This window comes from Desulfobacula phenolica (genome assembly GCF_900105645.1).
Classification (GTDB): Bacteria; Desulfobacterota; Desulfobacteria; order Desulfobacterales; family Desulfobacteraceae; genus Desulfobacula; species Desulfobacula toluolica.
The window spans coordinates 137,374-163,668 of sequence record NZ_FNLL01000010.1 but is presented as its reverse complement, the minus strand read 5'-3'; the positions used below and the strand labels follow the sequence as shown (position 1 = coordinate 163,668).

The window sequence follows — 26,295 nt, the reverse complement described above, 5'->3', positions numbered from 1 at the left end:
AGATGAACCTGCCTGAATTCATGCAAGTTCATTACAGGGTTATTATCGGCAATTGCATTTTCATATGAAAGTCTTCAAAAATCCAAACAGTGACTTTCATGTTTTGTTGTGGGCAAACCAGGATGAAAGAACAGTTCTGCCCGTGGCAGCTATATGAAAGCTCTTTTAACCTGTTGGAATCAGATCTTTTTTATTTTGCATAAATAAATTTATCTGTCATTGTGTTATTTTTTTGATATGATGGTCATGTAAAAATTCTAAAAAATCGGTTTTGATGCATAAGTATGCAAATCTTTCTATCCTGACAATTTTTTATTTTAAGGAGAAAATAAAATGAAAACAAACAGCTTGTTTCAATCCATCTCTTTAGGAAAATTTGACTTGAAAAACAGAATAGTTATGGCACCCATGACACGAGGGCGTGCCGGGTCAAATCGTATACCCAATGATCTGATGGCACAATATTATCACCAGAGATCTTCTGCCGGGCTTCTGATAACCGAGGCAACCGTAGTGTCAGAGCAGGGTATCGGCTGGATTGATTCGCCGGGAATCTACACCAGAGAAATGGTCGAGGGCTGGCGGAAAGTCACGAAGAAAATTCAACCAACCGGTACGCCTGTTTTTTTGCAGCTTTGGCATTGCGGCAGGGTTTCGCACAGTGATTTTCATAATGGCAAACCTCCTGTTTCTGCTTCGGCAATCAAGCTCAACGGCGATTATATCCACACTCCTCTTGGCAAAAAATCTTACGAAACACCTCGGGCATTATCCGTGGATGAAATCAAAGCAACCATTAATGATTACCGCAAGGCAGCGGTGAATGCCAAAGAGGCAGGCTTCTCAGGGGTGGAAGTTCACGGAGCCAATGGGTATCTGGTAAATCAATTTCTTGATTCAAAAACCAATCACCGCGATGATCAATACGGGGGAAGCCTTGAAAATAGATTCCGTTTTTTTAAAGAAGTGCTGAAGGCTGTTCTGGAGGTCTGGCCTTCAAATCAGGTCGGTGCCCGTATCTCACCGAACGGTGTATTTAATGACATGGGCAGCGATGACTTCAGAGAAACTTACCTTTATGTGGTGGAAGAATTAAATAAATTCAACCTTGGCTATCTGCATATTATGGACGGCCTGGCCTTTGGTTTCCATGACAAAGGAGAACCAATGACCCTGGCTGAATTCAGGCCGGTTTATCAAGGGATCATTATCGGCAATTGCGGTTATACCAAAAAATCTGCCCAAGAAAGAATAGACGAAGGCAATGCGGATTTGATTGCCTTTGGCCGACCGTTTATCACAAACCCAGACCTGCCCGAACGGTTCAAGAATAACTGGCCGCTTTGTCCTGCCGAAGACATGACGTTGTGGTATTCCCCGGGAGCCAAAGGGTATACGGATTATTCGCCGTTTAAATGATTAAAAGGCCGGGGGGTACTGGTCTTTCAGGACTTTTAAAGAAACTTTCCGGCATTCAGCTTCATTTTTTTTCCCTTCAATGCCATGAGTCGGAGATCCCATGAGCGATCAATTTTTCATTTTTATCAAAGACCTTTGCCTCGGAATAAGTGAATATCCATATTGATCTGCTGAAATCGGTTGCATGACTTATGCACATCATGCTTGGTCAGCAAACGCATTGCTCAAGCCAGGCAGCGCACCTTACAGGCCTGTTCAACTAAATCAGAAATTTCTATTTCATCCGCTGTTTTTATAGATATTATATATTTGAATCATAGTAATCCCCTATGATATTGCAGCACAGCTTTATGACTGCCGTAAAATGGTTTCCGGCTATGAATTAGCAGTATTGAAAGGTTAGATTGAAGCATTTAAAACCCTTAATTGCTGGAGAGGAAAATGAACTTTTGTTTTAAATCAAGCATGCCCAATGTCTTTTTTTTTATAATTATTATCATTTTTCCAGCCTTCCTTAATCCAGGCCTGAATCCGGCAATGGCAGAAGGTGAGAAAAAGTATCAGACATATGAATTAGGAGAGGTCATCGTCACAGGTGAAAGAGAAACAAAAGAAAGCCCGACTACCATTTCAGAAGTTTCCGGTGCGGAGATTGAGAAGTATAATGCTTCAAACCTGGGAGAGGCCTTAAAGTTATTACCGGGGGTGTACCTTCGTCAAGGCAGGGTCAAGCAGGAATCCTATGCAACCGTGAGAGGTTTTGAACAGGACAAAGTACTTATACTGTTGGATGGCATGCCCATTTATCAACCCTATGAAGGTCTGGTAAATCTCACCGATATTCCTGCTCAGAATATTGCCAAAATCAAAGTGATTAAAGGTGTATCATCCAGCCTATATGGCCCGAATACAATGGGGGGTGTCATCAATGTTATAACCAAAAAAGGCGGTCGCGATCCTGAGGCTTCGTTATCCTGCCAGGTCAGTGATTACAACACGCGGCATATCGAGGCAACCCATGGCTGGAAAATCGGCAGCTTAAGTTATTTCATGGGGGCAAGTCACAAAGAATCCGATGGGTTCAAGCTGGCGGAAAATTTCACTCTTCCTTCGGACATTCTTGCCGGGATGGCCCAAGCGCCAACTCCGATACCTCATACTCCCATAAAAACCGATAGCGGCCTGCGAGACAACAGCGATTATGAACGTGATGCGATAACGTTCACAGGGACCTGGGATTCAACTCCCAACAATACTCTTGGTCTGTCGTTAGAATATTATAATAATGAATACGGTATTCCGGCGGCAGCGATTTACCGTGAAACCAGGAGCGCTGGGGGAACTGCTCACTGGTATCCGCGTTATTGGAGGTTTGATGATTGGGAACGTTATACGATAAATGTAACTGAAGAATATAAGGTGTCCAAGTCCATAAAGCTCAAAGGAAGATTTTTTTATGACGACTATCAAAGTGTCCTTAATGCTTATGACGATAATACATACACCAGCCAGTTTCGCACTGCGGGCGCACCGTCCTTTGATTCTAAATATGACGACTACAATACAGGGTTTAATCTCTATGGGTTTTGGGATGGAATTGAAAATCATCATATTCGCATAGGCTACAGTTTTAAGCGGGATGTACACGAATCTGAATACACGTTCTACCTTTCTCCATCAGAATATGAAAAACTCATTTCCCATACCTGTTCCGCTGCCTTGGAAGACAGTATGGATATCAGTGAAAAACTTACGTTTACAATAGGTGCAAGCTATGACACTTTTGAGCAAAAAGATCGCCGGCAAAGTTTCAATTCTGCAAAAGGTGATGATATCAATTCATTTAACCCCCATGCAGGGATCAGTTATGATGTTTCGGATTCGCTCAATCTTTATGCATCTGCCGGCAAAAAAATCCGTTTTCCAACCATGAAAAATCTTTATGCAAACGGTGTGATCGGCCCGCAAGGAAATCCTGACCTGAAGGAAGAAAAGACGTTCAGCTATGAATTTGGGGGCCAGTGGCGGATAAACCATCAAGTAACGTTTGAAGGGGCTTTGTTTTATAATGATATTAAAAATTTGATACTTTTTGACAATCAGATAGGGCGCTTCGAGCAGTATGAAAATGCAAAAATTTATGGTGCTGAGTTGAGCCTGCTTGCTAAATTTACGGCAAATCTGACCGGAAGACTCAGCTACACCTTTTTGGTGGCAGAGAACGATGACTCCACCGTGATCATTGAAACAGAGCATCTTAAAAACGATTTGATTTACAAACCCGATGAGATTCCTTACCGGCCAAAACATAAGATTGACATGGACTTGACCAAATCTTTTGATTTTGGCGTTAAGCTTCATCTAAACGGCAGCTGGATATCTGATCAAACATATTACAATCATGCTGATTCAGCGGATAACAGTAAATTTGTGGCAGAAAAAAACAGCCTGGACGGCTTTTTTTTATTGAACACGAAAATAACGTATGATTTCAATAAACATTACCAGGTGTTCGGCGCCGTTGAAAATCTTTTGAATGAAGATTACCAGGAGCTGTATTTATCTCCCGCGCCGGGAATCAGCGCCTGGGTTGGAGTAAAGATAGCGCTCTAACCAATGTGAAATCAATAGATTTACTTGTTTTTTTATAAAACTGAATCAAGGAAAAACTGAATTTTTTATGGGAGGGAACGTCTTCATGAAGTCAATAATGATAAAATGTCAACTTGTTATTCTTGCAGCAGCAGTCTGTTTGTTTTTTTTCCAGACAAACAGTTACGCTTCTCAAAAGAGAATAAAAATTCACGGTGCAGTTGAAGAGCCGCTTAATCTGACGTTAAAAGAGATACAGGCAATGTCGGAATTCCATATAAATGCCGTTTCTATTTTGAAAGAAAAACAAAATAAAGCCGACAAGGAAAAGCTGATTGAGGTGGCCGATTACGGAGGCGTATTATTGCGGGATATATTGGAAAAGGCCGGCATGAAATATAAGCGGAAATGGGAACCGGCTGTTTTTATCAGGGTAAAAGGCATAAAAGATGAAGAAGTTATTTTTTCATTTGGTGAAATATTTTACTCAAGCATTGGAAGAAGCACTCTCCTTACCTATCGAAAAGATGGAAAATTAATCGGTTCTTCAAACGGCTGTCCCGGACTCATCGTTTCCAATGATATTAGAAACGGTCGGAGAATTAAAGCGGTAACTGAAATTATAGTTGAACGGGTTGATATCAAAATGAAGGTGTATGAGGAAAGGAAAAAAAATATACTTCAGCCGTCTACATCATATCTTGAACTCATTGACAAGAAAAGCGGTAATACCCAAAAAGTTACATTTGAGGATCTTACAGGTCTTCCTGAATTACAAATTCATGATAAGGTGCAGATCGGCGACTGTGAGGGATTTCACGGGGTTTATTCCTATGAGGGCGTTACATTGCGGTCCTTTTTGGAAAAGCAACAGTTTGTATCACAGCCATATTTTTATGATCGATATGTGGCAGTTCACAGTGAAAACGGCTTTTGCGCAACCTTTTCAATCGGGGAACTGTTTAATTCCAAATTGGGCAACAATATTGTCATGGCATATAAAAAAGATGGCAAAATGCTTGCTCCGGATGAAGGCTTTCTCATGATGGTGGCAGGAGAAGATAATACCGGCGGGCGCTCTGTTAAAAGAATCAGCAATATTATTATTTTTTAACCTGACCATCCTGCGCGATGACCACTCTTTTTGGGGGACTCTGTCCCCCAATCTTCAAGGATTTAATACATCATGAAGGCATGATTTATCATTAAATTATATTCGACCCCGCTAATCAATTCCCATCTGCTTTTCAACTTTGGCAATTTCCATTAGCAGGTCTTTTTTTTCTTCAGGTGTCAGCTCAGGGGAAGACAGTTTTTTTTGTAATCCCAAAAGGATCATCTCTTCCCTGTATTCATAGCAGGTGTATTTTCCACCGGTTTTTGGTTTTTCCATTGTGAACTCTTCCTGTCTTATTAAATCCTGGTCTGGTTTTAATCCTGGTATTATTGAATCCTGGTACGGTCTTAATACAGGTCGTATTTTACAAGTTTGCCGTCAAGCCCCCCGATTTTCAACGGACGTTTCCAGGAAGGGGAAAGGGGAACTTTTTTAATGTATTTGGGTTCTCCAAAATAGACAAAGGCTTTTGAATTTTTGCACCTGTTTTTCAAAAAAAGCCCCAGATTTTGATAAAACTCGTTAAGGTTTTGATCTTTTCCCATCCTGATACCATAGGGTGGATTGGTTATGATCACACTGTCTTCTATGGCGTCTATATCCTGGAAATCCTTTAGTTCAATGTTGATTTCACTGCCGAAATGAAGTCCCATAATATTGGTTCTTGCGGCATTCACCGAATGTTCGGACACATCGCTTCCCAAAATCATGTTGGCTTTTAATTCCCTGAAATTATCCCTGGACTCTTGTTTGATCCGTTCCCATAAATCGGCATTAAAATCAGGCAGCCGCTCAAACCCGAACCGGGTTCTGAATACCTGTGCAGGTATCCTGCTGTAGGCCATGAGCGCTTCACACAAAAGCGTGCCTGATCCGCACATGGGATCGTATAAAGGGACGGTTCCATCCCATTCAGACAGCCGGATAATGGATGCGGCAACTGTTTCCTGCATGGGAGCGGATACGGATTCTTCCCTGTAACCGCGTTTGTGCAACGCCCCGCCAGATGCATCAATAGACAAGGTGGCCATGTTTCTGTGAAGGTGCAGATTAATAATGATATAAGGGTCTTTTGCATCCACACTGGGTCTTTTATTAGACCTGTCCCTGAAATAATCGGCTATGGCATCTTTGATCCGTAATCCTGCAAAATTGGAGTGTGTAATTTCCGATTCAGACACATTGGCCACAATGGAAAATGTTTTTTTAGGGGTTAAAAACTCTTCCCATCTTATTTTTTTGGCAGCCTTATACAGTTCATCCTTGTCATGGGCTTCAAACAAAACAAGTGGTGCCAGAACCCTTGAGACAAGTCGTGAAAAATAAGTGATCCGATAAAAATCCTTTTTGGATGCACAAAACCATATCCCTCTGAAAACCGGTTGTAAATTATAGGCTCCCAGCTCTTTGAGTTCTTTTATGGCAATGTCTTTTATACTTTCGGCAACCTGGGCAAAATATTGTGACTCTTTTTCGTATAAATACGCAAGTTTTGCCTGTCGTCTTGTCTTGCCTTTTCCTTTTTGAAGGATGCTTTTTTTACCTGTATTCAACTTTTAAATCCTCTGATTATTCAATACATAACAAACAGGCGAGAGTATATCAGGATTCCATCAGTTTTAAAATATCCTGCACAAAAATAAAAAAGTTTAATGTTCCAGTTTTAATAAAAACGGGATGGCACAAAATCCGATCAACGCACTCACGACGAACATGTTCTCAAGACCTGCAATATCACCAATGATACCGGCAAAAAAAACGGCAATGGATCTGACGGCAAAAGAGATCATCATAAACAGACCATTGGCTGCCGAAGGATTGAATTTTGCGTTTTCCTGGATGATGGCCAGCATGACAGGTGTGGTTGAAAGAACGGTAAATCCCGTTATAACCAGCATAACAATTTTCAGGATGCCCGTTGTAAACACAAAAAGCAGAATGGCAACAGGTGCAATGGTCAATACCCATAACAAGACCCTCTGCCGTCCCAGCCAGTCACTGAGCGTTCCGGAACTTAAAACGCCTGCCACACCAAACGCCTCATACAATGCAAGGGCTGCGCCTCCATACCATAGGCTTCCTGTTTGTCTTTCTACAAAAACAGTGAGAAAAACCCCCATGGATGCGTGCATAAAGGATCGTGCCGTTAAAATACCGGACAGGGGAATCATCACATGCTTGATTTCATCATAGGTTGATTTTAAAGATCCGCTTTTTTTGATCCTGATTTTTTCTTCTTCTTTTTCAAGAGTAAAATAGAGCAGGACAGAGGTAAAAAAAGCAAATCCCATAACAGCATAAAAATGATCAGCTCCCAGTAAAGATACTGCCAGGATTGCAAACATGGGCCCTATGGTTCGAGCGGTTTCTCCGCCCGTCATAAAAACACTCATACCAAGGCCCTTGCTTTTCCCGGAATATTTTGCAACCAGAACAGGTGACGGGACATGATAAAACGCCACGCTGATTCCTGCAAAAAAAACAAGAACAAGCAGCAGAGAATATGATGAAGTATGTAAAATAAGGCTCATTGGAATTGCCGTAAGAGTTGGTGAAAGCACAACCATCCATCTTGCCAGACCCTTATTGTCTGCAAACAGCCCGATAAAGGGATTGAGCAGTGCCGGAATCTGCATAACCGTTGACAGCAACCCGGCCTGGCTTAAGGTCAGTGAAAGTTTTTCTATGATCAAAGGCAGTAAAGGGGCAAGGAAACTTGTATATGCATCATGGATAAAATGTGAGAAGGCCACTAATGTTACCCGGCCTGTTTGGAAGTTTTTAGTTTTCATGCCGGCATAGGTAGCAAATTTATTTATGAAAGTAAAAAGATTTATACCAGGCATTTTTTATCTGATTTTCAAATAACTGCCACGGTCAGACCTGGCAATTTTATACAAAAATCTGATCCCCTTGGTTTGTCCACAACAAAAATTGAAAGTCTCTGTTTGGCTTTTTAAAGATTTTCATAGAAAATTTATAAAAAATTTATAAAAAATTTGGACATTAAACAAAATTCTGATAGATTATAACCATACGGATCATTAACAGCTTCCAATCATTAACATCATCAAGGATGACGGATATGGATAATCTTTCATACAATGCATTGATTGTTGAAGAAACTAAAAAAAATGAATTCGCGCAGCAGGTAAAAAAGGCCTTTATAAATGACCTGCCGGATAACGAGGTTCTGATTCGGGTCTGTTATTCTTCTTTGAATTATAAGGATGCATTGTCAGCCACTGGCAATCGCGGCGTCACAAAACAATACCCTCATACTCCAGGAATTGATGCGGCCGGCATTGTTGAAAAAAGCCGTATTGACACGATTAAAAAAGGAGAAAAGGTCATTGTGACAAGTTATGATCTGGGCATGAACACGCCCGGAGGTTTTGGGCAGTATATTCGTGTGCCAGGAGCCTGGGTGGTCAAACTGCCGGATGGGCTAAGCCTGAAGCAGAGCATGATATGGGGAACGGCCGGATTGACCGCCGGCATGTCTGTTTTTAAACTGATACAAACCATACGGCCCGAACATGGGGACATTCTTGTCACAGGTGCCACGGGAGGAGTTGGAAGCCTTACATCAGGTATTTTATCCCTTCTTGGATATTCAGTAACCGCTGTCTCCGGGAAAACAGACACCAGTTTGCTGGACAAGCTGGGCGTTAAAACCGTCATTGCCAGAAAAGAGTTTCTTAAAAACACAGCTCAGACCATTTTAAAGCCGAGATGGGCCGGTGTTATTGACACTGTGGGCGGTGAAATCCTGGCAGCTGCCATAAAATCAACTAAAACCGGCGGCATTGTTACCTGCTGCGGAAATGTGGCATCGCCGGATCTGCCTATCAATGTATTTCCGTTTATTTTAAGGGGGGTTTCCCTCCTGGGGATAAATTCACAAACTTGCCCCATGGAATTTAGATTAAAAATCTGGGAAAAACTAGGTTCAGACTGGAAATTTGATTATCTTGAAAAAATTTATGAGGAAATCTCTCTGGATAAAGTAACAGATAAAATCGAATTGATTTTAAAAGGAGGGCTTACAGGAAGAACCCTTTTAAATTTGGATTAAATTAAATTAAAGCTTTGTTTTAGCTTGTCTATTATGACAAATTAATATTTAATGTTCGTCAAGCTTCGTGTTTTAATAATTAGGTAAAGGCAAACTTGGTATTTCTCATTTGTTTGCCCACAACAAAACATGAAAATTATTGTTTTGATTTTTAAAGACTTTTATATGAAAAATTAAATCCAAAAGGAGGATGTTATGACCACCCCACAACATTGCCCAGGTTTTGAACAGTTTAAAAGCTTAAAATCCTTTACATGTAATTGCCCCAAATGCAACACGCCAAAAGAAATTTTTTCAGATGAGTTTGATAAACCCCATAAATGTGACAATTGCGGTGAGGAGATAGATTTTACCTCCTGCACCTATGATGCCGGCAACTAAATTAAAATTTTCAACAAATAACATCCTGGTTTTTATCCCTTGATCCAATCCCTTTTAGTTTAAAGGGATAAAAAATCAGGATGTTTGTCGTAAATCCCAATAATACAACGATCCCGGATAATTCAACAATCATAGTGAGTCGTCCATAACTGCAAAATAAAGAACGGCTTCGTTTTTTTTCACTCCGTTCTATCCTTTTAAAAAAAAATTAAAATAGTTATTGCCTTTTATTGTGTGATCACTGAGCATCTGCTGCTTTAAATTCGCAGAAAGCTTGAAAGATATTTGCAAAAACTTACCGCTCTAATTAATTAAACCTTAAATAAAAATATTTGAAATTTTAAAGATTATGATTTATACAAGACACCTTGGCTTGAACTATAAAAATAGTTTTTATGGAGTAAAAAATTAATGATTTATAAAAACAAAATCAGTTTGATCATTTTGAAATGCCTTTTAATCTTTACAGGTTGTATCTTTGTGTCCGGTTATGTGTTTGTGTCAGGGGTATTTGCTTACACCGAGAACATCGAACTTGGCGGAACTAAGACTCGCGGTCCTGTTGCATTTCCCCATGAACTTCATATGGAGGGCTTTGAGTGCTTAGAGTGCCACCATGTTATGGAAAATGGAGAAAATGTACTGGATGAGTCGGATCTTGAAGAAGGCAATCCTGATATTTTGTGTGCCTCCTGTCACCAGGAACAATCAAAAGTAGAGAGAAAAGAAGCCTTTCATCATCAATGCGTAAAATGCCATGATCAGAATAGCTTTGCGCCTGAAGAGAAAGGCCCGACCCTTTGCGGTGAATGTCATACCCAGAAAAAATAATACCAATAACAGCTAACACCTTGGAGATTAAAAAGTGGTAAAAGCAAAAAGAAAACCCCTGGAAGAAATTAAAGAAGCCATAGACGGGTACGAAAAGATCTTGACCGTCGGCTGCGGAGGGTGTGTTTCCGTCTGTCTTGCCGGTGGTCAAAGAGAAGTTAATGCATTAAATCTGGAACTTGATCTTTCTTTGAAAAAAGAAAACATCCATAAGCGGTTTGATGCATATACAGTAGAACGCCAATGCAATGAAGAATTTTTAGAAGAGCTTGAGAAAAAGGTGGGTCAATACGATTGTATCCTTTCAATGGCCTGTGGTGCAGGTGTTCAGAATATGGCAGAACGTTTCCCCATGATTCCGGTTCACCCGGCTGTCAATACGGTTTCCATCGGAATTGACAGGGCCCTTGGCATGTATGAAGAAAAATGCAGAGCATGCGGTCATTGTGTCCTGGGGTATACCGGTGGTATCTGCCCTGTGACCCGATGCTCCAAAGGATTGTTCAATGGCCCGTGCGGCGGCACCAATAACGGATATTGTGAAATCAGCCCGGAGATACCCTGTGCATGGCAGGATATCTACAACCGGTTAAAAGAGCAGGACCGCCTGGATGATATCCTGAAGGTACAGCCGCCAATGATGTGGCAGAACCAGACCCCCAGGACCATTGTTCAGGAACCTTACGAGAAAAGGTATCTGGCCTGACAGGTTTTATGGGCCAAGAAAATATAGACGTTTTACAGTCTGACAATCGTTTCAGGCTATACTGTCAACCCTAATTGTTAAATGAATTGTATATTATGGAATTTTCAACCATTTTTTCATGGGCATTTGCCTATGATTTTATAAAAGGCCCCATGGTATGGGTTTCTTTTATTGTATTCATCTTTGGAACTTTGTTTCAGATTTTCAGGATTTCTTCTTTGATGTCCAAACCGGAAAGAATACAGCTCAGTGCAGGACCTGGAAAATTTATTTCAACTCCCCCGTCCCCTGAAAACAAAAAGCCATGGTCTCTGCGGTTCAAGTTATCCATTGCCGGGGTTAATCCGTTCATGACAATTGTCACTACGGTTTTTCATATTCTGTTATTATTTTTGCCCATATTTGTCCTGGGTCACAATATTTTACTGAACAATGCCTTTGGAATCAGTATGGTATCCCTGCCGGAAAACATATCCCACAGACTAACCCTGGTTGTGATCCTGTGCGCCTTGATTTTTCTGTACCGAAGAATATTTTTATATCGTGTCCGGCTCATTACAAGCTTTGAAGATTACCTGTTTTTGTTCCTTGCTGCGATTCCCTTTATAAGCGGATTCCTTGCGTATGAACAGTTTTTTGCAAATTACAAGCTGGTCATCGGGCTTCATATTTTATCCGGAGAACTCATGTTGATGGCGGTGCCGTTTACCAAATTCATTCATATGATCTTTTTATTGATCATCCGTTTCAAAATTGACGGTGAGTATAGTCTCGGCAACGGAGACAGAGCTTGGTAAACTGTATTTTTTATTTGTTCAACTGATTTTATTTGTTCAACTAATGTCAGACCGGAGAATCAAATGTTTAGAAAAAAAAATACTGCTGGCGTTGACAGCAATGAAATACGCGCCATACTGGATGAAAAAAAGGCAAAGATGAAATTGTCTTTAAAGGCATGTGCCCACTGCTCTCTTTGTGCGGAGAGTTGTTTTTTATTTATGAGCCGGGATAAAGATCCCAAATACATGCCGTCATATAAATTTTTAAATTCAGTGGGCGTTTTATATAAAAGAAAAGGAAATGTGGACAAACTGGATCTTGGGGAGATAAGGGATCTTGTATGGGAACGATGTGTTTTGTGTACCCGTTGTTATTGCCCCATGGGAATTGATATACCCGAGATGATTTCACTGGCCAGGCGAATCTGCAGAAGCCAGGGTGTTTACCCACAATATGACAAAGAATAAAATGCTGTTGATGAAAAAAAAATTTATGAGGATCTTTGAAAATGAAATCAGGAAGTAAACTTGAAAGAATATTAACCGCTGGCCATTTTGCTTTTACCGGAGAACTTGGACCACCACGGGGCAGCAACATTCAGGTCATTAAGGAAAAAGCCGCACCTCTCAAAGGCATGGTGGACATGGTCAATATTACCGACAATCAGACTGCCATGGTCAGGATGTCCAGCTGGGCAGGAGCCCTGATTCTGGCCGCAGAAGGCCTTGAACCAAATTACCAGATGGTCTGCCGTGACAGGAACCGCCTGGCAATGCAGGCAGACATATTGGGGGCATATGCCCTTGGTCTTCGAAATATCCTCTGTCTTTCCGGCGATCACCAGAAATTCGGGGATCACCCCAATGCCAAAGGCGTATTTGATATTGACTCTATCCAGCTTGTTGCCATGGTAAAAAAAATGCGGGATGAAGGCAAGTTCCTTGGTGGCGATGATATTGACGAACCACCGAAAATGTTTATCGGGGCTGCTGCAAATCCTTTTGCCCAGCCTTTTGAGTGGCGTATTCACCGTCTGGCAAAAAAAGTGGCTGCTGGTGCGGATTTTATCCAGACCCAGTGTGTCTACAACATGGAAAGAATCAGGGAATGGATAAAAATGGCCAATGATATGGGACTGACAGAAAAAGTGTATATCCTTCCTGGCGTAACTCCCCTGAAAACCCTTGGTATGGCCAAGTACATGAAAAACAAAGTACCTGGAATGGATGTGCCGGATGAGATCATCAAGCGCCTTGAAGGTGTTGACAGGAAAAAAGTGGCTGATGAGGGGATTAAAATCGCCTGTGAGCAGATTGCAGAATTCAAGGAGATGAAAGGTGTGGCAGGCGTTCATTTAATGGCCATTGAATGGGAACATAAGGTTCCTGAAATTGCTGAAAGGGCAAAGGTTTTACCAAGACCTGAAGTTTGATAAACACCCCATAAGAGGATTGGTATGGAACAGGATCTGCTGATAAAAGCTATTGATTCCATCAAGCCATCAATCATTGTTATATCCCCGGAGTTTAAGATATTGTCCGGCAACCGGGGCCGGACTATTCCCGGATCAGTTATACAGGGAAAGCTTTGCTATAAAGCACTCTACAACAGAAAAATTCCCTGTTATAACTGTCCGGCCAAAGAAGTTCTTCAAACAGGCAAATCAGTCATAAAAAGATGTCGTGACGCACCATGTGCGCCTGAAAAATTGTCTTACCTTTATTCATATCCGATTTTTTCAAACAAAAAAATTATTTCTCTTGTCATCATGGAGTTTCCGGTCTCTACAATGGAAAAAATGGAGAGAAAACTTCACCAGTCTGATGAGTTTTTAAACAAACTGATCAAAAGTGCTGTGGACGGTGTTATTGCTTCGGACATGAAAGGAAAAATTCTTATTTTTAATGATGCTGCATGTGAAATATCCGGGTATGAAGTGGATGAAGTCATCGGTAAAAAGGACATTCGCGAGCTTTATCCAGGTGATGGTGCAAAACAGGTCATGCGTATGCTCAGAAGCGATCAATATGGAGAAAAAGGAAGAGTTCGATCGTTTCGGGTGAACATTAAGAGAAAAACAGGGGAACTCATTCCCATCAATATGAATGCTGCCATTGTTTACCATGATGAGAAGGAAGCGGCAACCCTTGGATTTTTTCATGACTTAAGAGATACATTGAAAATGGAGGCTGAACTTGAAAAAACCCAGATTCAACTGCTTCAAGCCGAAAAAATGTCGTCTCTCGGGGAACTTGCCGCAGGCGTTGCCCATCAGTTAAACAATCCCCTGGGCGGTATTACTTTATTCACCCAGCTTGTCATGGAAGAATATGACCTGCCCGCCGGTGCAAAAAATGATTTGAAACGAATTTTCAAGGATGCGCAGCGTTGCAGCAACATTGTGAAAGAACTGCTGAAATTTTCACGGCAGACCGGCAATGAAATGCATCCCCAGGATATTAATCATGCCTTGTCAAAAACCTTATTTCTTGTTGAAAATCAAACTCTTTTTCAAAATATTTCCATTGAAAAAAAGTTTCAAAAAAACCTTCCCCTTATCCCGGTTGACATTCAAAAGATAAAACATGTTTTTATGAATATCATTCTTAATGCAGCCGATGCCATGGACGGAGAAGGAGTGTTATCAATTTCAACACAACTGGGGCCTTTAAAAGACCGGGTGGTGATTAAAATCAGGGATACGGGAACAGGGATATCAGAAGAGAACCTGTTAAAAATATTTGATCCCTTTTTTACAACCAAAGATCAGGGAAAAGGGACAGGACTCGGATTGAGTCTGGCCTACAGGATTGTTGAAGACCATGGGGGAACAATTAATGCGGAAAGCCGGGTCGGCTGCGGTACAACATTCATCATTGAGCTGCTGCTGGATCCTCCTGGCATGAAAGGAGTTATCAGTGGGAATTGATGATGACATTGACATCCTTGTCATAGATGATGAAAAAGATATCCGTGATGGATGTGAACGGATTCTTCAGCGCATGGGCTGCAAGGTCTTAACTGCTGCAAGCGGTAAAGAAGGGCTTGAAATCCTTGAAAAATCAAAAATTTGCATTGTATTGTGTGATATCAAAATGCCGGGGATGGACGGGCTTGAGGTGTTAACCCAAATCAGAAAAACCCATGAATCAATTCTTGTGATAATGATTACCGGGTTCAGTACGGTTGAAACCGCCATTGAGGCCATGAAAAAAGGTGCTTATGATTTTTTGTCCAAGCCTTTTACACCGGATCAACTGAGAATTAATATTACAAGGGCCATAGAAAAAATACGCCTTACCCGGCAGGCAGAGTGCTTAAAACTTGAGCGACAACGAAATCTGGCAGATCTTGAAACGGAACAAAGCCGGATAAGAACAATTATTGAGAACCTTCCCAATGGTCTGCTGGTCACCAATCTGTCAGGTCAGGTTGTGCTGATAAACCCGTTATCAAAAACATACCTGGGCCTTTCACAAAATATGTGCGTCGGGGAAAAAATCGAACATTATATTGCTGATAAAGGCCTTTGTGACTATATCATGGGGGTGTCCAAATGCAGTTTGACAGATACCAAACCCCCGGAGAATTACGAATTTTCACTGTCGGAAGAAAGATATGTCCTTGCCCAGGCAAGGCCTATTGAAGGAGAGGATGGCGAGTGTATGGGCGCTGTAGTGATATTGTCGGATATTTCAGCCATAAAAGTATTTGATCGCCTCAAAACCGAATTTGTTGCCAAGGTTTCCCATGAACTTAGGTCTCCGTTATCGGTCATTCATGAACAGCTTGCCATGGTTCTCAAAGCCAATGCTCCTGACTCCTCTGATGACAACCAATACATCCTTGGCCGGGCAAAAGAAAAAACCAAAAGCCTGATCACCATGATTGCAGATCTTTTGGATATTTCAAAAATTGAAACCGGAAATAAAGGACAGATGCTGGTAAAGGTACATTTGGATGATATGATCGGAAAAATTGTTGAATTTTTAACAGCAGCAGCCCAGAAAAAGCAGCAGTCAATTAAATTCAACATTGCTGCAAAAAATATTCCGCCGGTGGTCGCCGATCCCATTGCCCTTGAAAGTGTTTTTGGAAACCTGATTGAAAATGCCATAAAATATACCCGGGAGCAGGGAAGCATTTTAATCTCAATCGATACCAAGGACAACTATGTCCGGGTGATTGTAAAAGACAATGGGTTCGGCATGGAACAGCGGCATATTAGCAGGATCTTTGAAAAATTCTATCGCATTAAAGATGACAACACCCGCTTTATCAATGGGACAGGATTAGGGCTTCCCATTGCCAAAGCCATTGTTGATGCCTTGAACGGACAAATTCTTGTTAAAAGCCAGGTTGGTAAAGGCAGTGAGTTTACCGTCCTTTTACCGGCAGACAAAAACTGATGTTTGATCTGTCTTTGAGCCTGATTTGTCTATAATTTGATCAATCCATCAATGCTTTTAAACTTTTCAATATCTCTTCAGGTGATGCCGGTTTTGACAAAAAATCATCTGCTTCCAGATTTATACCACTTGAATGGGAATAGCGGCTGGAAGTTACATTTTCTGCAACAGCCGTCAGCAGAACTATCGGGATATCACAGTATTTATCATCATGTTTAAGTTCCGAACAGACCGTATACCCATCTTTTTCAGGCATCATGACGTCTAATACGATTGCATCCGGTGGGTTGGCTTTTACTTTTTCAAGGGCTTCAACACCATTATATGCAACTTCCACATCATATCCTTCCTGCCGAAGATTTGCTTTAACCACGGCTACAAAATCAGGCTCATCATCCACTACCAAAATTCTTTTTTTGCTCATATTGATCCCCATCCTTAATTTTTTTATAGAAAGTCTTAAAAAATCCAAACCGTGACTTTCATGTTTTGTTGTGGGCAAATATAGGCAAAGCCCCAAATTTAGGCAAAGACCCAAATTTAAGCAAAAACCAAGTATGCCCGTGGCAGTTATTACAAAAACATAGCTATATTATTACCAAACCTAGTTTAAATTTATAACATGATAATGAATCCGTGTCGATACCATTTGTCATATTGACAGAAGCCTTCAAAACAAACGAACCGACCGTGAAAAGGCGGATAGCGGATTTCAAGAAAGGCTTCCGGATTTTGACAGATCAAGCAGCCCTTCAAGGTCTTTAATAAAAATGGTTTTGGTCTGAACGTCAATAAAGGAAGCAGCCATCATTTTTTTTAATATCCTGGAAACGGTCTCGGGCGTTGTTCCTATCAGGTTGGACAATTGGGCCTTTGATATGGGAAGGATCACCTGTTGTTCATTTTTTTGTTCTTTTGAAAGGGTTATAATATAAGCGGCAAGCCGGGAAGGCACTTCTTTTAAGCTTAAATTTTCAATCTGTACGGTAAATTCCCTCAAGCGTCTGGAAAGGTCAGCCAGCATGTTCATGCCAAGACCGGGGGTACGGGTAATCAAGTCTACAAATTTATCCCTGGGAAGAAACAGAATATCTGATTTTTCAAGAGCCATAGACGAAGCAGGAAAATTTTTGCCTTCAAATGCCGGGACCTCTCCAAAAATATGTCCAGGCCCGTAAATATGAAGGATCTGCTCTTTACCGTCAAACGAAAGCTTGAACACCTTGATTTTGCCTTTTTCAACCATATAGAACCCGTCGCCCCTGTCACCTTCATGAAAAATCATTTCTCCCCTGGCAAATTTAAGGGTTGAGGCAATGGCAGCTATTTGTTCCAGGTGTTCATTGGAAAGGCCTGAAAAAAGAGGAATTGTTTTTAAGTTTTTAATGGCGTATACTTCTCCGGATAAGGTTCTAAAATAATTAAAAAATAATCTAACAGTTAAAAAACAATCAAAAAAAACAGCTCACTTGATCTATATCAAGGATTTGTGTCCTTTTTTATAATAAGTTCAAATCAGGAAGTAAAGATCAATTGTTCGTCAATTTAAATATAAGGCAAATATAAGGAGAAATTGAAATGTTTTGTTTCCAATGTCAAGAGACAGCGAAAAATCAAGGCTGCACAATAAAAGGTGTTTGCGGAAAAGAAAATGATACAGCCATTCTTCAGGACCTGTTAATTTACAACCTCAAAGGGATATCGGTTATTGCAAACAAGGCCAGAACTCAAGGTACGGCAACACCCAGAGATGCAGGTCTGTTTGTTGCCCGGGCGCTGTTTACCACTATCACCAATGTCAACTTTAACGATGAAAAATTGATTGATTGGATTCAGCAGGCCCAGAAAGTTAAAAAAGAATTGTTTGAAAGTGTCAAAGACAAAGTGGGGACTGATCTCCATGAAAGTGCCGTCTGGTATTCCGATGATGCATCAACCTTTAAAACCAAGGCTGAGAGTGTTGGAATCCTTGCCACGAACAATGAGGATATCAGATCCTTAAGAGAGCTTTTGGTCATCGGGTTAAAAGGGATTGCCGCCTATGCGGATCATGCAGCCATTTTAGGAATTGAAAAAGATGAAATTTATGACTTCATGTTTGAAGCCCTTGCCTCCACCACCCGGGATCTTACCGTAGATGAGATGGTCGGTATGGTACTTAAGGCCGGAGAAATGGCAGTCACCACAATGGCAGCTCTGGATGAAGCCAATACCACGGCCTATGGTCACCCGGAATTGACCGAAGTCAATATCGGCGTTGGATCAAATCCCGGAATACTGATCTCAGGACATGATCTTAAAGACATGGAAGAGTTGTTAAAACAGACCGAAGGAACCGGCGTGGATGTTTATACCCATGGTGAAATGCTGCCCGCCAATTATTATCCGGCCTTTAAAAAGTTTGCCCACCTTAAGGGCAATTACGGGGGGTCCTGGTGGCATCAAAATGAAGATTTTGAAACATTTAACGGTCCCATTCTCATGACCACCAATTGCATCATCCCCATGAAAAAGAAAAACACTTATAAAGACAGGGTTTTCACAACGGGTGTTGTCTCCTATCCCGGCACAAAACATATTCAGGACAGGGCAGATGGCGGTGCAAAGGATTTTTCAAACATTGTTGCCCTTGCCAAAACTTGCAACGCACCCAAAGAAATAGAAACAGGTAAAATTGTCGGCGGATTTGCACGCAACCAGGTATTAGCTCTGGCGGACAAGGTTGTGGAAGCCGTAAAATCAGGTGCCATCAAACGGTTTGTTGTGATGGCCGGGTGTGACGGTCGTCAAAAGGGAAGAAACTACTTTACTCAAGTTGCTGAAAAACTGCCCAAAGATGCAGTTATCCTGACTGCGGGATGTGCAAAATACAGGTACAATAAGCTTGATCTTGGTGATATCGGAGGTATTCCCAGGGTGCTGGATGCCGGCCAGTGTAATGACTGTTACTCTCTGGCCGTGATTGCCCTTAAGCTAAAAGAGGTTTTCGAACTTGAGGATATCAATGATCTGCCATTATCCTTTGACATCGGCTGGTACGAACAAAAGGCGGTGGCCGTGCTTCTGGCCCTTCTGCACCTGGGTGTAAAAGGTATCCGCATTGGTCCATCTTTGCCGGCGTTTGTTTCCCCGGCCGTACTGGGTGTGCTTGTGAAAAACTTTGATATTAAACTCATTACAGAGCCTGATGCCGACGTAGAAGCCATGATGCAGGGCAAATAACAAATAAAAAGAAAGTTTGGCCGGTGCATGAATGGGTCATGCACCGGTTTTAACCGGTTTTTAACCGGAAAATTGTTTAAAGGAGGCTTAAAATGAAATGTCCCGGACAAGATACTCAATACTGGAATGGAGATGCCATCTTTGACACTAAATGCCCGGAATGTGGTCATCCCATGGAATTTTTCAAGGATGATGCCACTCGAAGATGCGCCAACTGCAAGAAAAAAATTGTTAATCCCAAGATGGATTTTGGCTGTGCCTCTTATTGCAAATTTGCAGAACAATGTCTTGGCACCCTGCCTGAAGAATTTGTTGCCAAAAGAGATGATCTGTTAAAAGACCGTGTGGCAGTGGAAATGAAAAGATACCTTGGAACGGATTTCAAAAGCATCGGGCATGCAGCAAAAGTGGCAAATTTTGCAGAAAAAATAGGAAAAAAAGAGAAAGCCAACCTTGCCGTGGTTCTTTGCGCTGCCTATCTGTCTGATATCGGCGTAAAAAATGCCCGGGAAAAATACGATTCAGAGGAGCTGGAATACATTGAAAAAGAGAGCCCGAAAGTAGCCGGAGAACTCATGGAGAAACTGGGTGCCAAAGAATCCTTGATCAACGAAGTCATTGAAACAATCAAACATCGCAATCGTCCGGCACAAGATGATGGTATAAACCGCAAGGTACTGCATGATGCAGGCATGCTCGCCCATATGGCAGCCTGCAAAGAAAAAGACAGCGTGGATGATAAAAAATTTCATGCCAAGCTTGACAGATTATTTTTAACGGCCGCCGGAAATGAGCTTGCCAGGCAGGTATTGATAAAAATAAAATAAAAAATATATTTGAATATGACGAAAAATAAAAACCTTATTCAAATTTATATATGATGGGGAGAATACCATGAAAGTAACCAGAAAAATAATAGAAATAGACGAAGAGCTTTGCAATGGATGCGGTAATTGTGTTCTTGCCTGTGCCGAGGGTGCGATTGAAATTATCAACGGCAAGGCCAAGGTGGTCGCGGATAAATATTGTGATGGTCTTGGGGCCTGTATTGGCGATTGTCCCGAGGATGCTTTAAAAATAATAGAACGAGAGGCAGATGATTTTGATGAAGCAGCTGTTGAAGAGATGCTAAAACAAAAAGAAGAAAAAAAGGCAGCGCCCCTTGCCTGCGGGTGTCCTTCATCTCAAACAAAAACCTTTCCAATGGCCGAGGAAAAAGCTTGTGCCTGTGCCAACAAACCGGTACGTCAGGCATCCGGCGAAAAATCACGCCTGGGGCACTGGCCGGTTCAGATCAAGCTGGTTCCTGCAGGGGCACCGTTTCTCAAAGATGCGGATCTTGTAATTGCAGCAGATTGTGTGCCCGTGGCCTATCCCACTTTTCATGCTGATTTTCTGGACAAAAAGGCCGTGATGATCGGGTGTCCAAAGTTTGATAATGCAGAAGAATATGTTGAAAAACTTGCCGGGGTTTTCAAGGTTTCAGGGATTAAAACCATCACTTCCGTAATCATGGAAGTTCCCTGCTGTTCAGCCATGCCCATGATTATTAAAAAAGCCCTTGAAAAGTCCGGTGTGGGTATACCGTTTAAGGAAATCGTGGTCAGCGCCCAAGGGGAAATTATTTCATGAAATGGTCCAGAAAAGCTAATGATGAAATTAAAAAAGTCCCGTTTTTTGTAAGGAAAAAAGTAAAGAAAAAGGTGGAGTCCTTTGCCGTGCAAAAAGGAAAGACATTGGTTGGCCTTTCTGATGTGACGGAATTGAAAAAAAAATTCCTGTCCAGGGGCGGCATGGAAAAAGAGATCAAAGGGTATGAGGTCTCTACCTGTTTTGGAAGTTCAGGGTGTCCAAATACGGCAAATTCGTGTACCCGACTTGCAGCGGATATTGAGATAATTTTTGAAAAAGAAAATTTGCTTGCATTTTTAAAAGCAAATGTAAGCGGAGACTTAAAATTTCATCATGAATTCCGGGTGGTGCTTGCCGACTGCCCCAATGCCTGTTCAAGACCGCAGATCGTTGATATCGGTATTATTGGAGCAATATTTCCGGGAATTTGTGATGAACCGTGTACTTTTTGCGGAAACTGTGTGGATGTTTGTGATGAAAATGCCATTACACTTGATAAAGGGGATGTTATCCCTTTGATTGGTGATGAGCATTGTTTGATGTGCGGCAAGTGCATAACAGCCTGTCCCGGCGGAACCCTGCAGCAAAAAGAAAAAGGCTTCCGGGTGATGCTGGGCGGAAGACTGGGCCGCCATCCCAGGCTTGCCATGGAAGTTGTAGGATTACACACCCATGACGATGTATTGCACATTGTTCAAAGCTGCCTGAAACTCTATAAAAAAAACTCAAAAAACGGTCAACGATTTTCCCATATCCTCTCCTCTGTGGGTCAGGTGATACGGAATTAAGATGTTTTAGCTCTCCCCATAAAAAAAAGCGAAGATGGTGAGCTTCGAACTCACGATCCAGGTTTAAAGGATAACCGGCGGGTGGTCAGGGTGCCGCCAACTTCCAGGTTAACAGCACCTTTGTGTTTGCACTGCAGGTAAAAAATTATTTTATTTCATAATCAAACCGGTCCATCAGTTTTTTATTTCCCAGAACCGCTTTGGTTGTAATGGTATAAACGCCTTTTTTCTTCATATCCGCGGTTGCTCCGAAGCCGTTGCTCATGAACATACCCATGATTTTCTGGGCCTTGCCCCGGGCATCTTTTATCACAAAACCCACTTTCCCTTTCAAAACAGGGGTATGATTCTGATCAGTTAGATACACCATGATATGGTGGGGTTTGTCCATTTGCGCCATACCATGGGATTTGGACTTGTCCATATCCATGGAGTCCTTATCATTGGTATCGTTTTTCATATCCCGCATATCCATAAAATAGTAGGACATGGTATAGCCGTCAACGACAGATTCATGAATCAGATCGCCGAACCTGCCCGGCATCTCTTTGCCATGGTCCTTCATATCCGGCACCTTCATATCGTGACCCTGCATGTGATTGTCTTTCATGCCGTGGTCTTTCATGTCCGGCGCTTTCATGTCATGACCCTGCATGACATGAGCTGGCATATCGCCGGCAAAAACAGCACCGGCAGAAAAAAAAGCGATAAAAAATACGGCAATCAGGGATTTAAAAAATGTTTTCATTGGTTTTTCCTTTCTTGTTTGGAAGTTAGTTTCCATGTTTTCCACACGTTATAAATTACGGGTATGATAACCAGGGTCATGACGGTTGAAGAGATAAGCCCGCCGACCATGGGGGCGGCAATGCGCTTCATGATCTGTGATCCTGCCCCGGAGCCGTACATGACCGGCAATAAACCGATTAACGTTGTGGCAACAGTCATTATTTTAGGACGAACCCTGTCCACGGCACCTTCAATGATTGATTCGTGAAGATCTTTTAAAGAGTTCATCCGTTTTAATCCTTTTTTTCGGTTAAATGCTTCATCCAGGTAGACCAGCATGACAATCCCTGTTTCTGCTGCAAGCCCTGCAAGAGCTATAAACCCTACTCCCACGGCAACTGACATATTATAACCCAGCAGGTACACAAGCCAGATTCCGCCCAGCAAAGCAAACGGAAGGCTGGCCATGACGATGATAACCTCCATAATATTATTAAAATGGATATACAGAAGAATAAAAATAACCAGCAAAGTAGCCGGAATAATAATATTCAAGGTTTTTCTGGCTTTTTCCATGTATTCATACTGTCCGGCCCAAAGAATGGAATAACCTGCCGGCAGATCCACATCTTTGTTCACAAGCTCTTTGGCCATTTTAACATAAGTTCCCAGATCAACGTCTTTGATATCAACATACACCCAGGCCGTCCGTTTTGAATTTTCGCTCTTGATGCCTGCAGGGCCTTTGTGGATGGAAATATCCGCCAGGTGAGTCAAGGGAACCTGGGCTCCGGCCGGTGTAGGCACCATGACCCGCTTGATCATATCAATATTGTCCCTCAGTTCCCTGTTGTACCTTAAGTTAACCGGGTATCGTTCAAGGCCTTCAATGGTATGGGTCACATTCATTCCGCCAATGGCCGTCTTGATGATATCCTGTACATCCTGCACCACAAGACCGTACCTGGCGATCTTTTCCCTGTTTATTTTAAAATCCAGATAGTTTCCGCCGGTAACACGCTCTGAAAAAACCGAAAGGGTTCCGGGGGAGTTCCTTAAAGTAGCCTCAATGGTTTCTCCGATTTGAGCCAGGATTGCAAGATCAGGCCCCATGATTTTAATGCCCACGGGTGTTTTAATCCCGGTGGAAAGCATATCGATCCTTGTTTTGATGGGCATGGTCCAGGCATTGGTCAATCCTGGGAACCGGACCGCCCGCTCCAGGTCATCGGTCAATTCTTTGATGGTAATATAGCGCTCTTCAGGCAAAACCCATGACAGCGGTGCTTTTAAAAATCCTGGCCAGTTTGAAAAAAAACGGTCATTTTTTTTCTTTCGCCATTCATGGAGTTTTTCACCCTTTATTGTTTCAGGCCAGATCCATGTCAATGGTTTTTTTACCCATCCGGACCAGCCTGAAAAAAAACGCAGTTTTTCTATGGTTTCATATTCAACCTGAGGTCTTAGCACGATAACGGTTTCAATCATGGACAAGGGTGCAGGATCGGTTGATGTTTCTGCCCTGCCTATTTTACCCATGGTGGTTTTGACTTCCGGAAATCTCTGAATAATCTTATCGGTCTGCTGCAACAGCTCTTTGGCCTTTGTGATGGAAATTCCCGGCAGGGTCGTGGGCATGTACAAAAGATCCCCTTCGTTCAGGGGCGGCATAAATTCACTTCCCACTCGGGTCATTGGATATAAAGATATTAAAACGGCAGCAAGGGATACCAGAACAGTTGTTTTTTTCCATTTTAATACAAGGGTGATGATCGGAAGATAAACCCATATCAAAAACCGACTGATGGGATTTTTCTTTTCTGAAATAATTTTCTGGGGACTCAGGCAGAAAAAAAGAAAAATTGAAAGCGTCACTGCCGCAACCAGACTTAAATCAGGCAGATTCACGCCAAGCAAACCAGCCAAGATAACGCCGACAGGTGGTCCCGCAATGGCAAAAATCCAGATTCGGCGTTTTTTACTTAACGGCAATTCAGGATCAATGGGGGTTTCGCGTACAAAAAACGTCATCAAAACGGGAATTATCGTAATGGCAAGAAGGGAGGACGCTGCCATGGCTGTTGTCTTTGTATAAGCCAGTGGTCGAAACATCCGTCCGGACTGTTCTCCCAGACTGAACACCGGCAAAAAAGAAATGGTAATGATCAAAAGGCTGAAAAAAAGGGCCGGACCAACTTCTTTTGAGGCATTGATAATAATCTGGGTGTGGCTTATTTTCCCTTTGTCCCGTTGAAGGTGCTTGTGGGCGTTTTCAACAAGGACAATGGATGCATCCACCATCACGCCGATGGCAATGGCGATTCCGCCAAGGCTCATGATATTGGCATTAATCCCCATGGGATACATGATTAAAAAAGACATTAAAATACCCACTGGCAAAGTAAAAATAGCCACAAAAGCCGACCTGAAATGCAATAAAAAAAGGATGCAGATCAGAGTCACAACGATCATCTCTTCGGTCAGTTTTCTTGTTAAGGTTTCAACCGCCCGTTCAATGAGTGCTGACCGGTCATAGCCGGTAATGATCTCAACTCCTGGGGGAAGCCCTTTTTCAAGGTCTTTTAATTTTTGCTTGACCTTTTTAATGACCTCAAGGGCATTTTCTCCATACCGCATGATCACGATACCGCCAACGGTTTCCCCTTGCCCGTTCCACTCAAGGATACCGCGCCGAAGTTCCGGTCCGATGTGAACATTGGCAACATCTTTTAATAAAACAGGGGTTCCTTTTTTATCAAAGGAAACGGCAATATTCTGTATATCTTCAACCGATTTTATATACCCCAAACCCCGCACCATAAATTCGGTTTCTCCCATTTCAATCAGTTTGCCCCCCACATCAGAATTAGACCGTTTGATGGCGTTTCTGATTTTCTGGATGGGAATATTATACTCCATAAGCTTGTTCGGATCCACTTCCACCTGGTATTGTTTTACAAAGCCGCCAATGCTTGCAACTTCCGAAACACCTGGAACCGCTGTCAGCTCATATCTTAAAAACCAGTCCTGGATGGAGCGAAGCTTTTGAAGATCATTTTTTCCACTCGTGTCTTTCAGTACATACTCGTATATCCATCCGACCCCTGTGGCGTCCGGCCCAAGGCTCGGCATAACGCCTTCGGGAAGACGGCCGGAGACAAAATTGAGATATTCCATTACCCTGGATCTTGCCCAGTAAATATCCGTACCATCTTCAAAGATGAGGTATACAAAGGAAATTCCAAAAAATGAATACCCTCGGACAACTTTTGCAAAAGGAACACTTAGCATGGCCGTGGTCAAAGGATAGGTAACCTGGTCTTCCACCACCTGGGGTGCCTGGCCCGGATATTCGGTATAAATAATCACCTGGACATCAGACAGATCCGGAATGGCATCCAGCGGAGTTTTCAACATGGCGATCACTCCGGCGGCAATAATAAAAAGGGTGGCAAGGATCACCATGAACCGGTTATGGACAGACCATTCGATTATCTTATCTATCATGGGATATCTCCCCCCTTATTATTCCACATTTTCTTATAAGAAAGTCAGTGTTTCATATATAGTTGTTGACAAACCAGGATGACCAGATTGTTGTAAAAAATGGG

Annotated in this window: 23 protein-coding genes; 16 read left to right on the top strand and 7 right to left on the bottom strand. The window is 42.1% G+C overall.

Going from position 1 to position 26,295, the window contains the following annotated elements; genetic code table 11:
- Positions 1-333: 333 nt before the first annotated feature.
- The 3 genes from BLT94_RS16440 to BLT94_RS16430 all read left to right on the top strand — a co-directional run bounded on the left by BLT94_RS16440 (position 334) and on the right by BLT94_RS16430 (position 5,125).
- Positions 334-1,419: an alkene reductase gene (locus tag BLT94_RS16440; RefSeq protein ID WP_092236499.1), complete on the top strand. Its 1,086-nt coding sequence runs from the start codon at positions 334-336 to the stop codon at positions 1,417-1,419.
- Between the two features lie 441 nt (positions 1,420-1,860).
- A complete protein-coding gene (locus BLT94_RS16435) occupies positions 1,861-4,032 on the top strand; it encodes a TonB-dependent receptor (protein WP_092236496.1) in 2,172 nt (723 codons plus the stop codon).
- Between the two features lie 85 nt (positions 4,033-4,117).
- A complete protein-coding gene (locus BLT94_RS16430) occupies positions 4,118-5,125 on the top strand; it encodes a molybdopterin-dependent oxidoreductase (protein ID WP_175530384.1) in 1,008 nt (335 codons plus the stop codon).
- Between the two features lie 111 nt (positions 5,126-5,236).
- Here the strand turns inward: BLT94_RS16430 and BLT94_RS22055 are convergent, their stop codons facing one another.
- From BLT94_RS22055 to BLT94_RS16420, 3 genes are all read right to left on the bottom strand, one after another.
- Entirely contained in the window at positions 5,237-5,404 is a 168-nt protein-coding gene (locus BLT94_RS22055; protein WP_175530383.1) for a hypothetical protein, read from the bottom strand.
- 71 nt (positions 5,405-5,475) lie between these two features.
- On the bottom strand, positions 5,476-6,681 hold the full coding sequence (locus BLT94_RS16425; RefSeq protein ID WP_014959547.1) for a THUMP domain-containing class I SAM-dependent RNA methyltransferase: 1,206 nt from the start codon (positions 6,679-6,681) through the stop codon (positions 5,476-5,478).
- Positions 6,682-6,777: 96 nt separating this feature from the next.
- Positions 6,778-7,881, bottom strand: coding sequence for an MFS transporter (locus tag BLT94_RS16420; protein WP_245743154.1), 1,104 nt, complete (start codon positions 7,879-7,881; stop codon positions 6,778-6,780).
- A 332-nt stretch (positions 7,882-8,213) separates the two neighbouring features.
- On the opposite strand from BLT94_RS16420, the gene BLT94_RS16415 reads away from it, so the two are divergent.
- The 9 genes from BLT94_RS16415 (at position 8,214) to BLT94_RS16375 (ending at position 16,313) form a co-directional block, all read left to right on the top strand.
- Positions 8,214-9,206, top strand: coding sequence for a YhdH/YhfP family quinone oxidoreductase (locus tag BLT94_RS16415; RefSeq protein WP_092236490.1), 993 nt, complete (start codon positions 8,214-8,216; stop codon positions 9,204-9,206).
- Positions 9,207-9,401: 195 nt separating this feature from the next.
- Entirely contained in the window at positions 9,402-9,587 is a 186-nt protein-coding gene (locus BLT94_RS16410; RefSeq protein ID WP_014959551.1) for a hypothetical protein, read from the top strand.
- 411 nt (positions 9,588-9,998) lie between these two features.
- A complete protein-coding gene (locus BLT94_RS16405) occupies positions 9,999-10,418 on the top strand; it encodes a cytochrome c3 family protein (RefSeq protein ID WP_092236488.1) in 420 nt (139 codons plus the stop codon).
- 34 nt (positions 10,419-10,452) lie between these two features.
- Entirely contained in the window at positions 10,453-11,124 is a 672-nt protein-coding gene (locus BLT94_RS16400; protein ID WP_092236485.1) for a methylenetetrahydrofolate reductase C-terminal domain-containing protein, read from the top strand.
- Positions 11,125-11,219: 95 nt separating this feature from the next.
- Positions 11,220-11,921, top strand: a complete 702-nt coding sequence (locus BLT94_RS16395; protein WP_014959554.1) for a hypothetical protein — start codon at positions 11,220-11,222, stop codon at positions 11,919-11,921.
- Positions 11,922-11,984: 63 nt separating this feature from the next.
- A complete protein-coding gene (locus tag BLT94_RS16390) occupies positions 11,985-12,371 on the top strand; it encodes a (Fe-S)-binding protein (RefSeq protein WP_092236482.1) in 387 nt (128 codons plus the stop codon).
- 41 nt (positions 12,372-12,412) lie between these two features.
- Positions 12,413-13,336: a methylenetetrahydrofolate reductase gene (locus BLT94_RS16385; RefSeq protein ID WP_014959556.1), complete on the top strand. Its 924-nt coding sequence runs from the start codon at positions 12,413-12,415 to the stop codon at positions 13,334-13,336.
- A 24-nt stretch (positions 13,337-13,360) separates the two neighbouring features.
- The gene (locus BLT94_RS16380; protein ID WP_092236479.1) at positions 13,361-14,833 is read left to right on the top strand and encodes an ATP-binding protein; all 1,473 of its coding nucleotides are present in this window, start codon (positions 13,361-13,363) and stop codon (positions 14,831-14,833) included.
- Positions 14,823-16,313, top strand: coding sequence for a hybrid sensor histidine kinase/response regulator (locus tag BLT94_RS16375; RefSeq protein ID WP_092236476.1), 1,491 nt, complete (start codon positions 14,823-14,825; stop codon positions 16,311-16,313). Before BLT94_RS16380 ends, BLT94_RS16375 begins: the two co-directional genes overlap by 11 nt.
- A gap of 40 nt (positions 16,314-16,353) precedes the next feature.
- Here the strand turns inward: BLT94_RS16375 and BLT94_RS16370 are convergent, their stop codons facing one another.
- The gene (locus BLT94_RS16370) at positions 16,354-16,737 is read right to left on the bottom strand and encodes a response regulator transcription factor (protein ID WP_092236604.1); all 384 of its coding nucleotides are present in this window, start codon (positions 16,735-16,737) and stop codon (positions 16,354-16,356) included.
- Positions 16,738-17,025: 288 nt separating this feature from the next.
- The gene (locus BLT94_RS16365) at positions 17,026-17,649 is read right to left on the bottom strand and encodes a Crp/Fnr family transcriptional regulator (protein ID WP_322787298.1); all 624 of its coding nucleotides are present in this window, start codon (positions 17,647-17,649) and stop codon (positions 17,026-17,028) included.
- A gap of 242 nt (positions 17,650-17,891) precedes the next feature.
- Here BLT94_RS16365 and hcp point away from each other — a divergent pair, with 242 nt between their 5' ends.
- The 4 genes from hcp (at position 17,892) to BLT94_RS16345 (ending at position 21,955) form a co-directional block, all read left to right on the top strand.
- The gene (gene hcp, locus BLT94_RS16360) at positions 17,892-19,535 is read left to right on the top strand and encodes a hydroxylamine reductase (protein WP_092236473.1); all 1,644 of its coding nucleotides are present in this window, start codon (positions 17,892-17,894) and stop codon (positions 19,533-19,535) included.
- A 92-nt stretch (positions 19,536-19,627) separates the two neighbouring features.
- Positions 19,628-20,362, top strand: a complete 735-nt coding sequence (locus tag BLT94_RS16355; RefSeq protein ID WP_092236470.1) for an HD domain-containing protein — start codon at positions 19,628-19,630, stop codon at positions 20,360-20,362.
- A 67-nt stretch (positions 20,363-20,429) separates the two neighbouring features.
- Complete coding sequence (locus BLT94_RS16350; RefSeq protein WP_092236468.1) at positions 20,430-21,167, top strand: ATP-binding protein; 738 nt, start codon at positions 20,430-20,432, stop codon at positions 21,165-21,167.
- Positions 21,164-21,955 carry a 4Fe-4S dicluster domain-containing protein gene (locus tag BLT94_RS16345; RefSeq protein WP_092236464.1) on the top strand — a complete coding sequence of 264 codons (792 nt, stop codon included), beginning with the start codon at positions 21,164-21,166 and terminating at the stop codon, positions 21,953-21,955. The genes BLT94_RS16350 and BLT94_RS16345 overlap by 4 nt, the downstream gene beginning before the upstream one ends.
- A 145-nt stretch (positions 21,956-22,100) precedes the next feature.
- On the opposite strand, the gene BLT94_RS16340 is transcribed toward BLT94_RS16345, so the two are convergent.
- Together BLT94_RS16340 and BLT94_RS16335 are read right to left on the bottom strand one after the other, a co-directional pair.
- Complete coding sequence (locus BLT94_RS16340; RefSeq protein WP_092236461.1) at positions 22,101-22,703, bottom strand: hypothetical protein; 603 nt, start codon at positions 22,701-22,703, stop codon at positions 22,101-22,103.
- Entirely contained in the window at positions 22,700-26,191 is a 3,492-nt protein-coding gene (locus BLT94_RS16335) for an efflux RND transporter permease subunit (RefSeq protein WP_092236458.1), read from the bottom strand. Before BLT94_RS16335 ends, BLT94_RS16340 begins: the two co-directional genes overlap by 4 nt.
- Positions 26,192-26,295 lie beyond the last annotated feature (104 nt).

Coding starts and splice junctions, on each gene's coding strand:
- BLT94_RS16440 (WP_092236499.1), top strand. CDS start 334: ATGAAAACAAACAGCTTGTTTCAATCCATCTCTTTAGGAAAATTTGAC.
- BLT94_RS16435 (WP_092236496.1), top strand. CDS start 1,861: ATGAACTTTTGTTTTAAATCAAGCATGCCCAATGTCTTTTTTTTTATA.
- BLT94_RS16430 (WP_175530384.1), top strand. CDS start 4,118: ATGAAGTCAATAATGATAAAATGTCAACTTGTTATTCTTGCAGCAGCA.
- BLT94_RS22055 (WP_175530383.1), bottom strand. CDS start 5,404: ATGGAAAAACCAAAAACCGGTGGAAAATACACCTGCTATGAATACAGG.
- BLT94_RS16415 (WP_092236490.1), top strand. CDS start 8,214: ATGGATAATCTTTCATACAATGCATTGATTGTTGAAGAAACTAAAAAA.
- BLT94_RS16410 (WP_014959551.1), top strand. CDS start 9,402: ATGACCACCCCACAACATTGCCCAGGTTTTGAACAGTTTAAAAGCTTA.
- BLT94_RS16405 (WP_092236488.1), top strand. CDS start 9,999: ATGATTTATAAAAACAAAATCAGTTTGATCATTTTGAAATGCCTTTTA.
- BLT94_RS16395 (WP_014959554.1), top strand. CDS start 11,220: ATGGAATTTTCAACCATTTTTTCATGGGCATTTGCCTATGATTTTATA.
- BLT94_RS16390 (WP_092236482.1), top strand. CDS start 11,985: ATGTTTAGAAAAAAAAATACTGCTGGCGTTGACAGCAATGAAATACGC.
- BLT94_RS16385 (WP_014959556.1), top strand. CDS start 12,413: ATGAAATCAGGAAGTAAACTTGAAAGAATATTAACCGCTGGCCATTTT.
- BLT94_RS16380 (WP_092236479.1), top strand. CDS start 13,361: ATGGAACAGGATCTGCTGATAAAAGCTATTGATTCCATCAAGCCATCA.
- BLT94_RS16370 (WP_092236604.1), bottom strand. CDS start 16,737: ATGAGCAAAAAAAGAATTTTGGTAGTGGATGATGAGCCTGATTTTGTA.
- hcp (WP_092236473.1), top strand. CDS start 17,892: ATGTTTTGTTTCCAATGTCAAGAGACAGCGAAAAATCAAGGCTGCACA.
- BLT94_RS16355 (WP_092236470.1), top strand. CDS start 19,628: ATGAAATGTCCCGGACAAGATACTCAATACTGGAATGGAGATGCCATC.
- BLT94_RS16350 (WP_092236468.1), top strand. CDS start 20,430: ATGAAAGTAACCAGAAAAATAATAGAAATAGACGAAGAGCTTTGCAAT.
- BLT94_RS16345 (WP_092236464.1), top strand. CDS start 21,164: ATGAAATGGTCCAGAAAAGCTAATGATGAAATTAAAAAAGTCCCGTTT.
- BLT94_RS16340 (WP_092236461.1), bottom strand. CDS start 22,703: ATGAAAACATTTTTTAAATCCCTGATTGCCGTATTTTTTATCGCTTTT.
- BLT94_RS16335 (WP_092236458.1), bottom strand. CDS start 26,191: ATGATAGATAAGATAATCGAATGGTCTGTCCATAACCGGTTCATGGTG.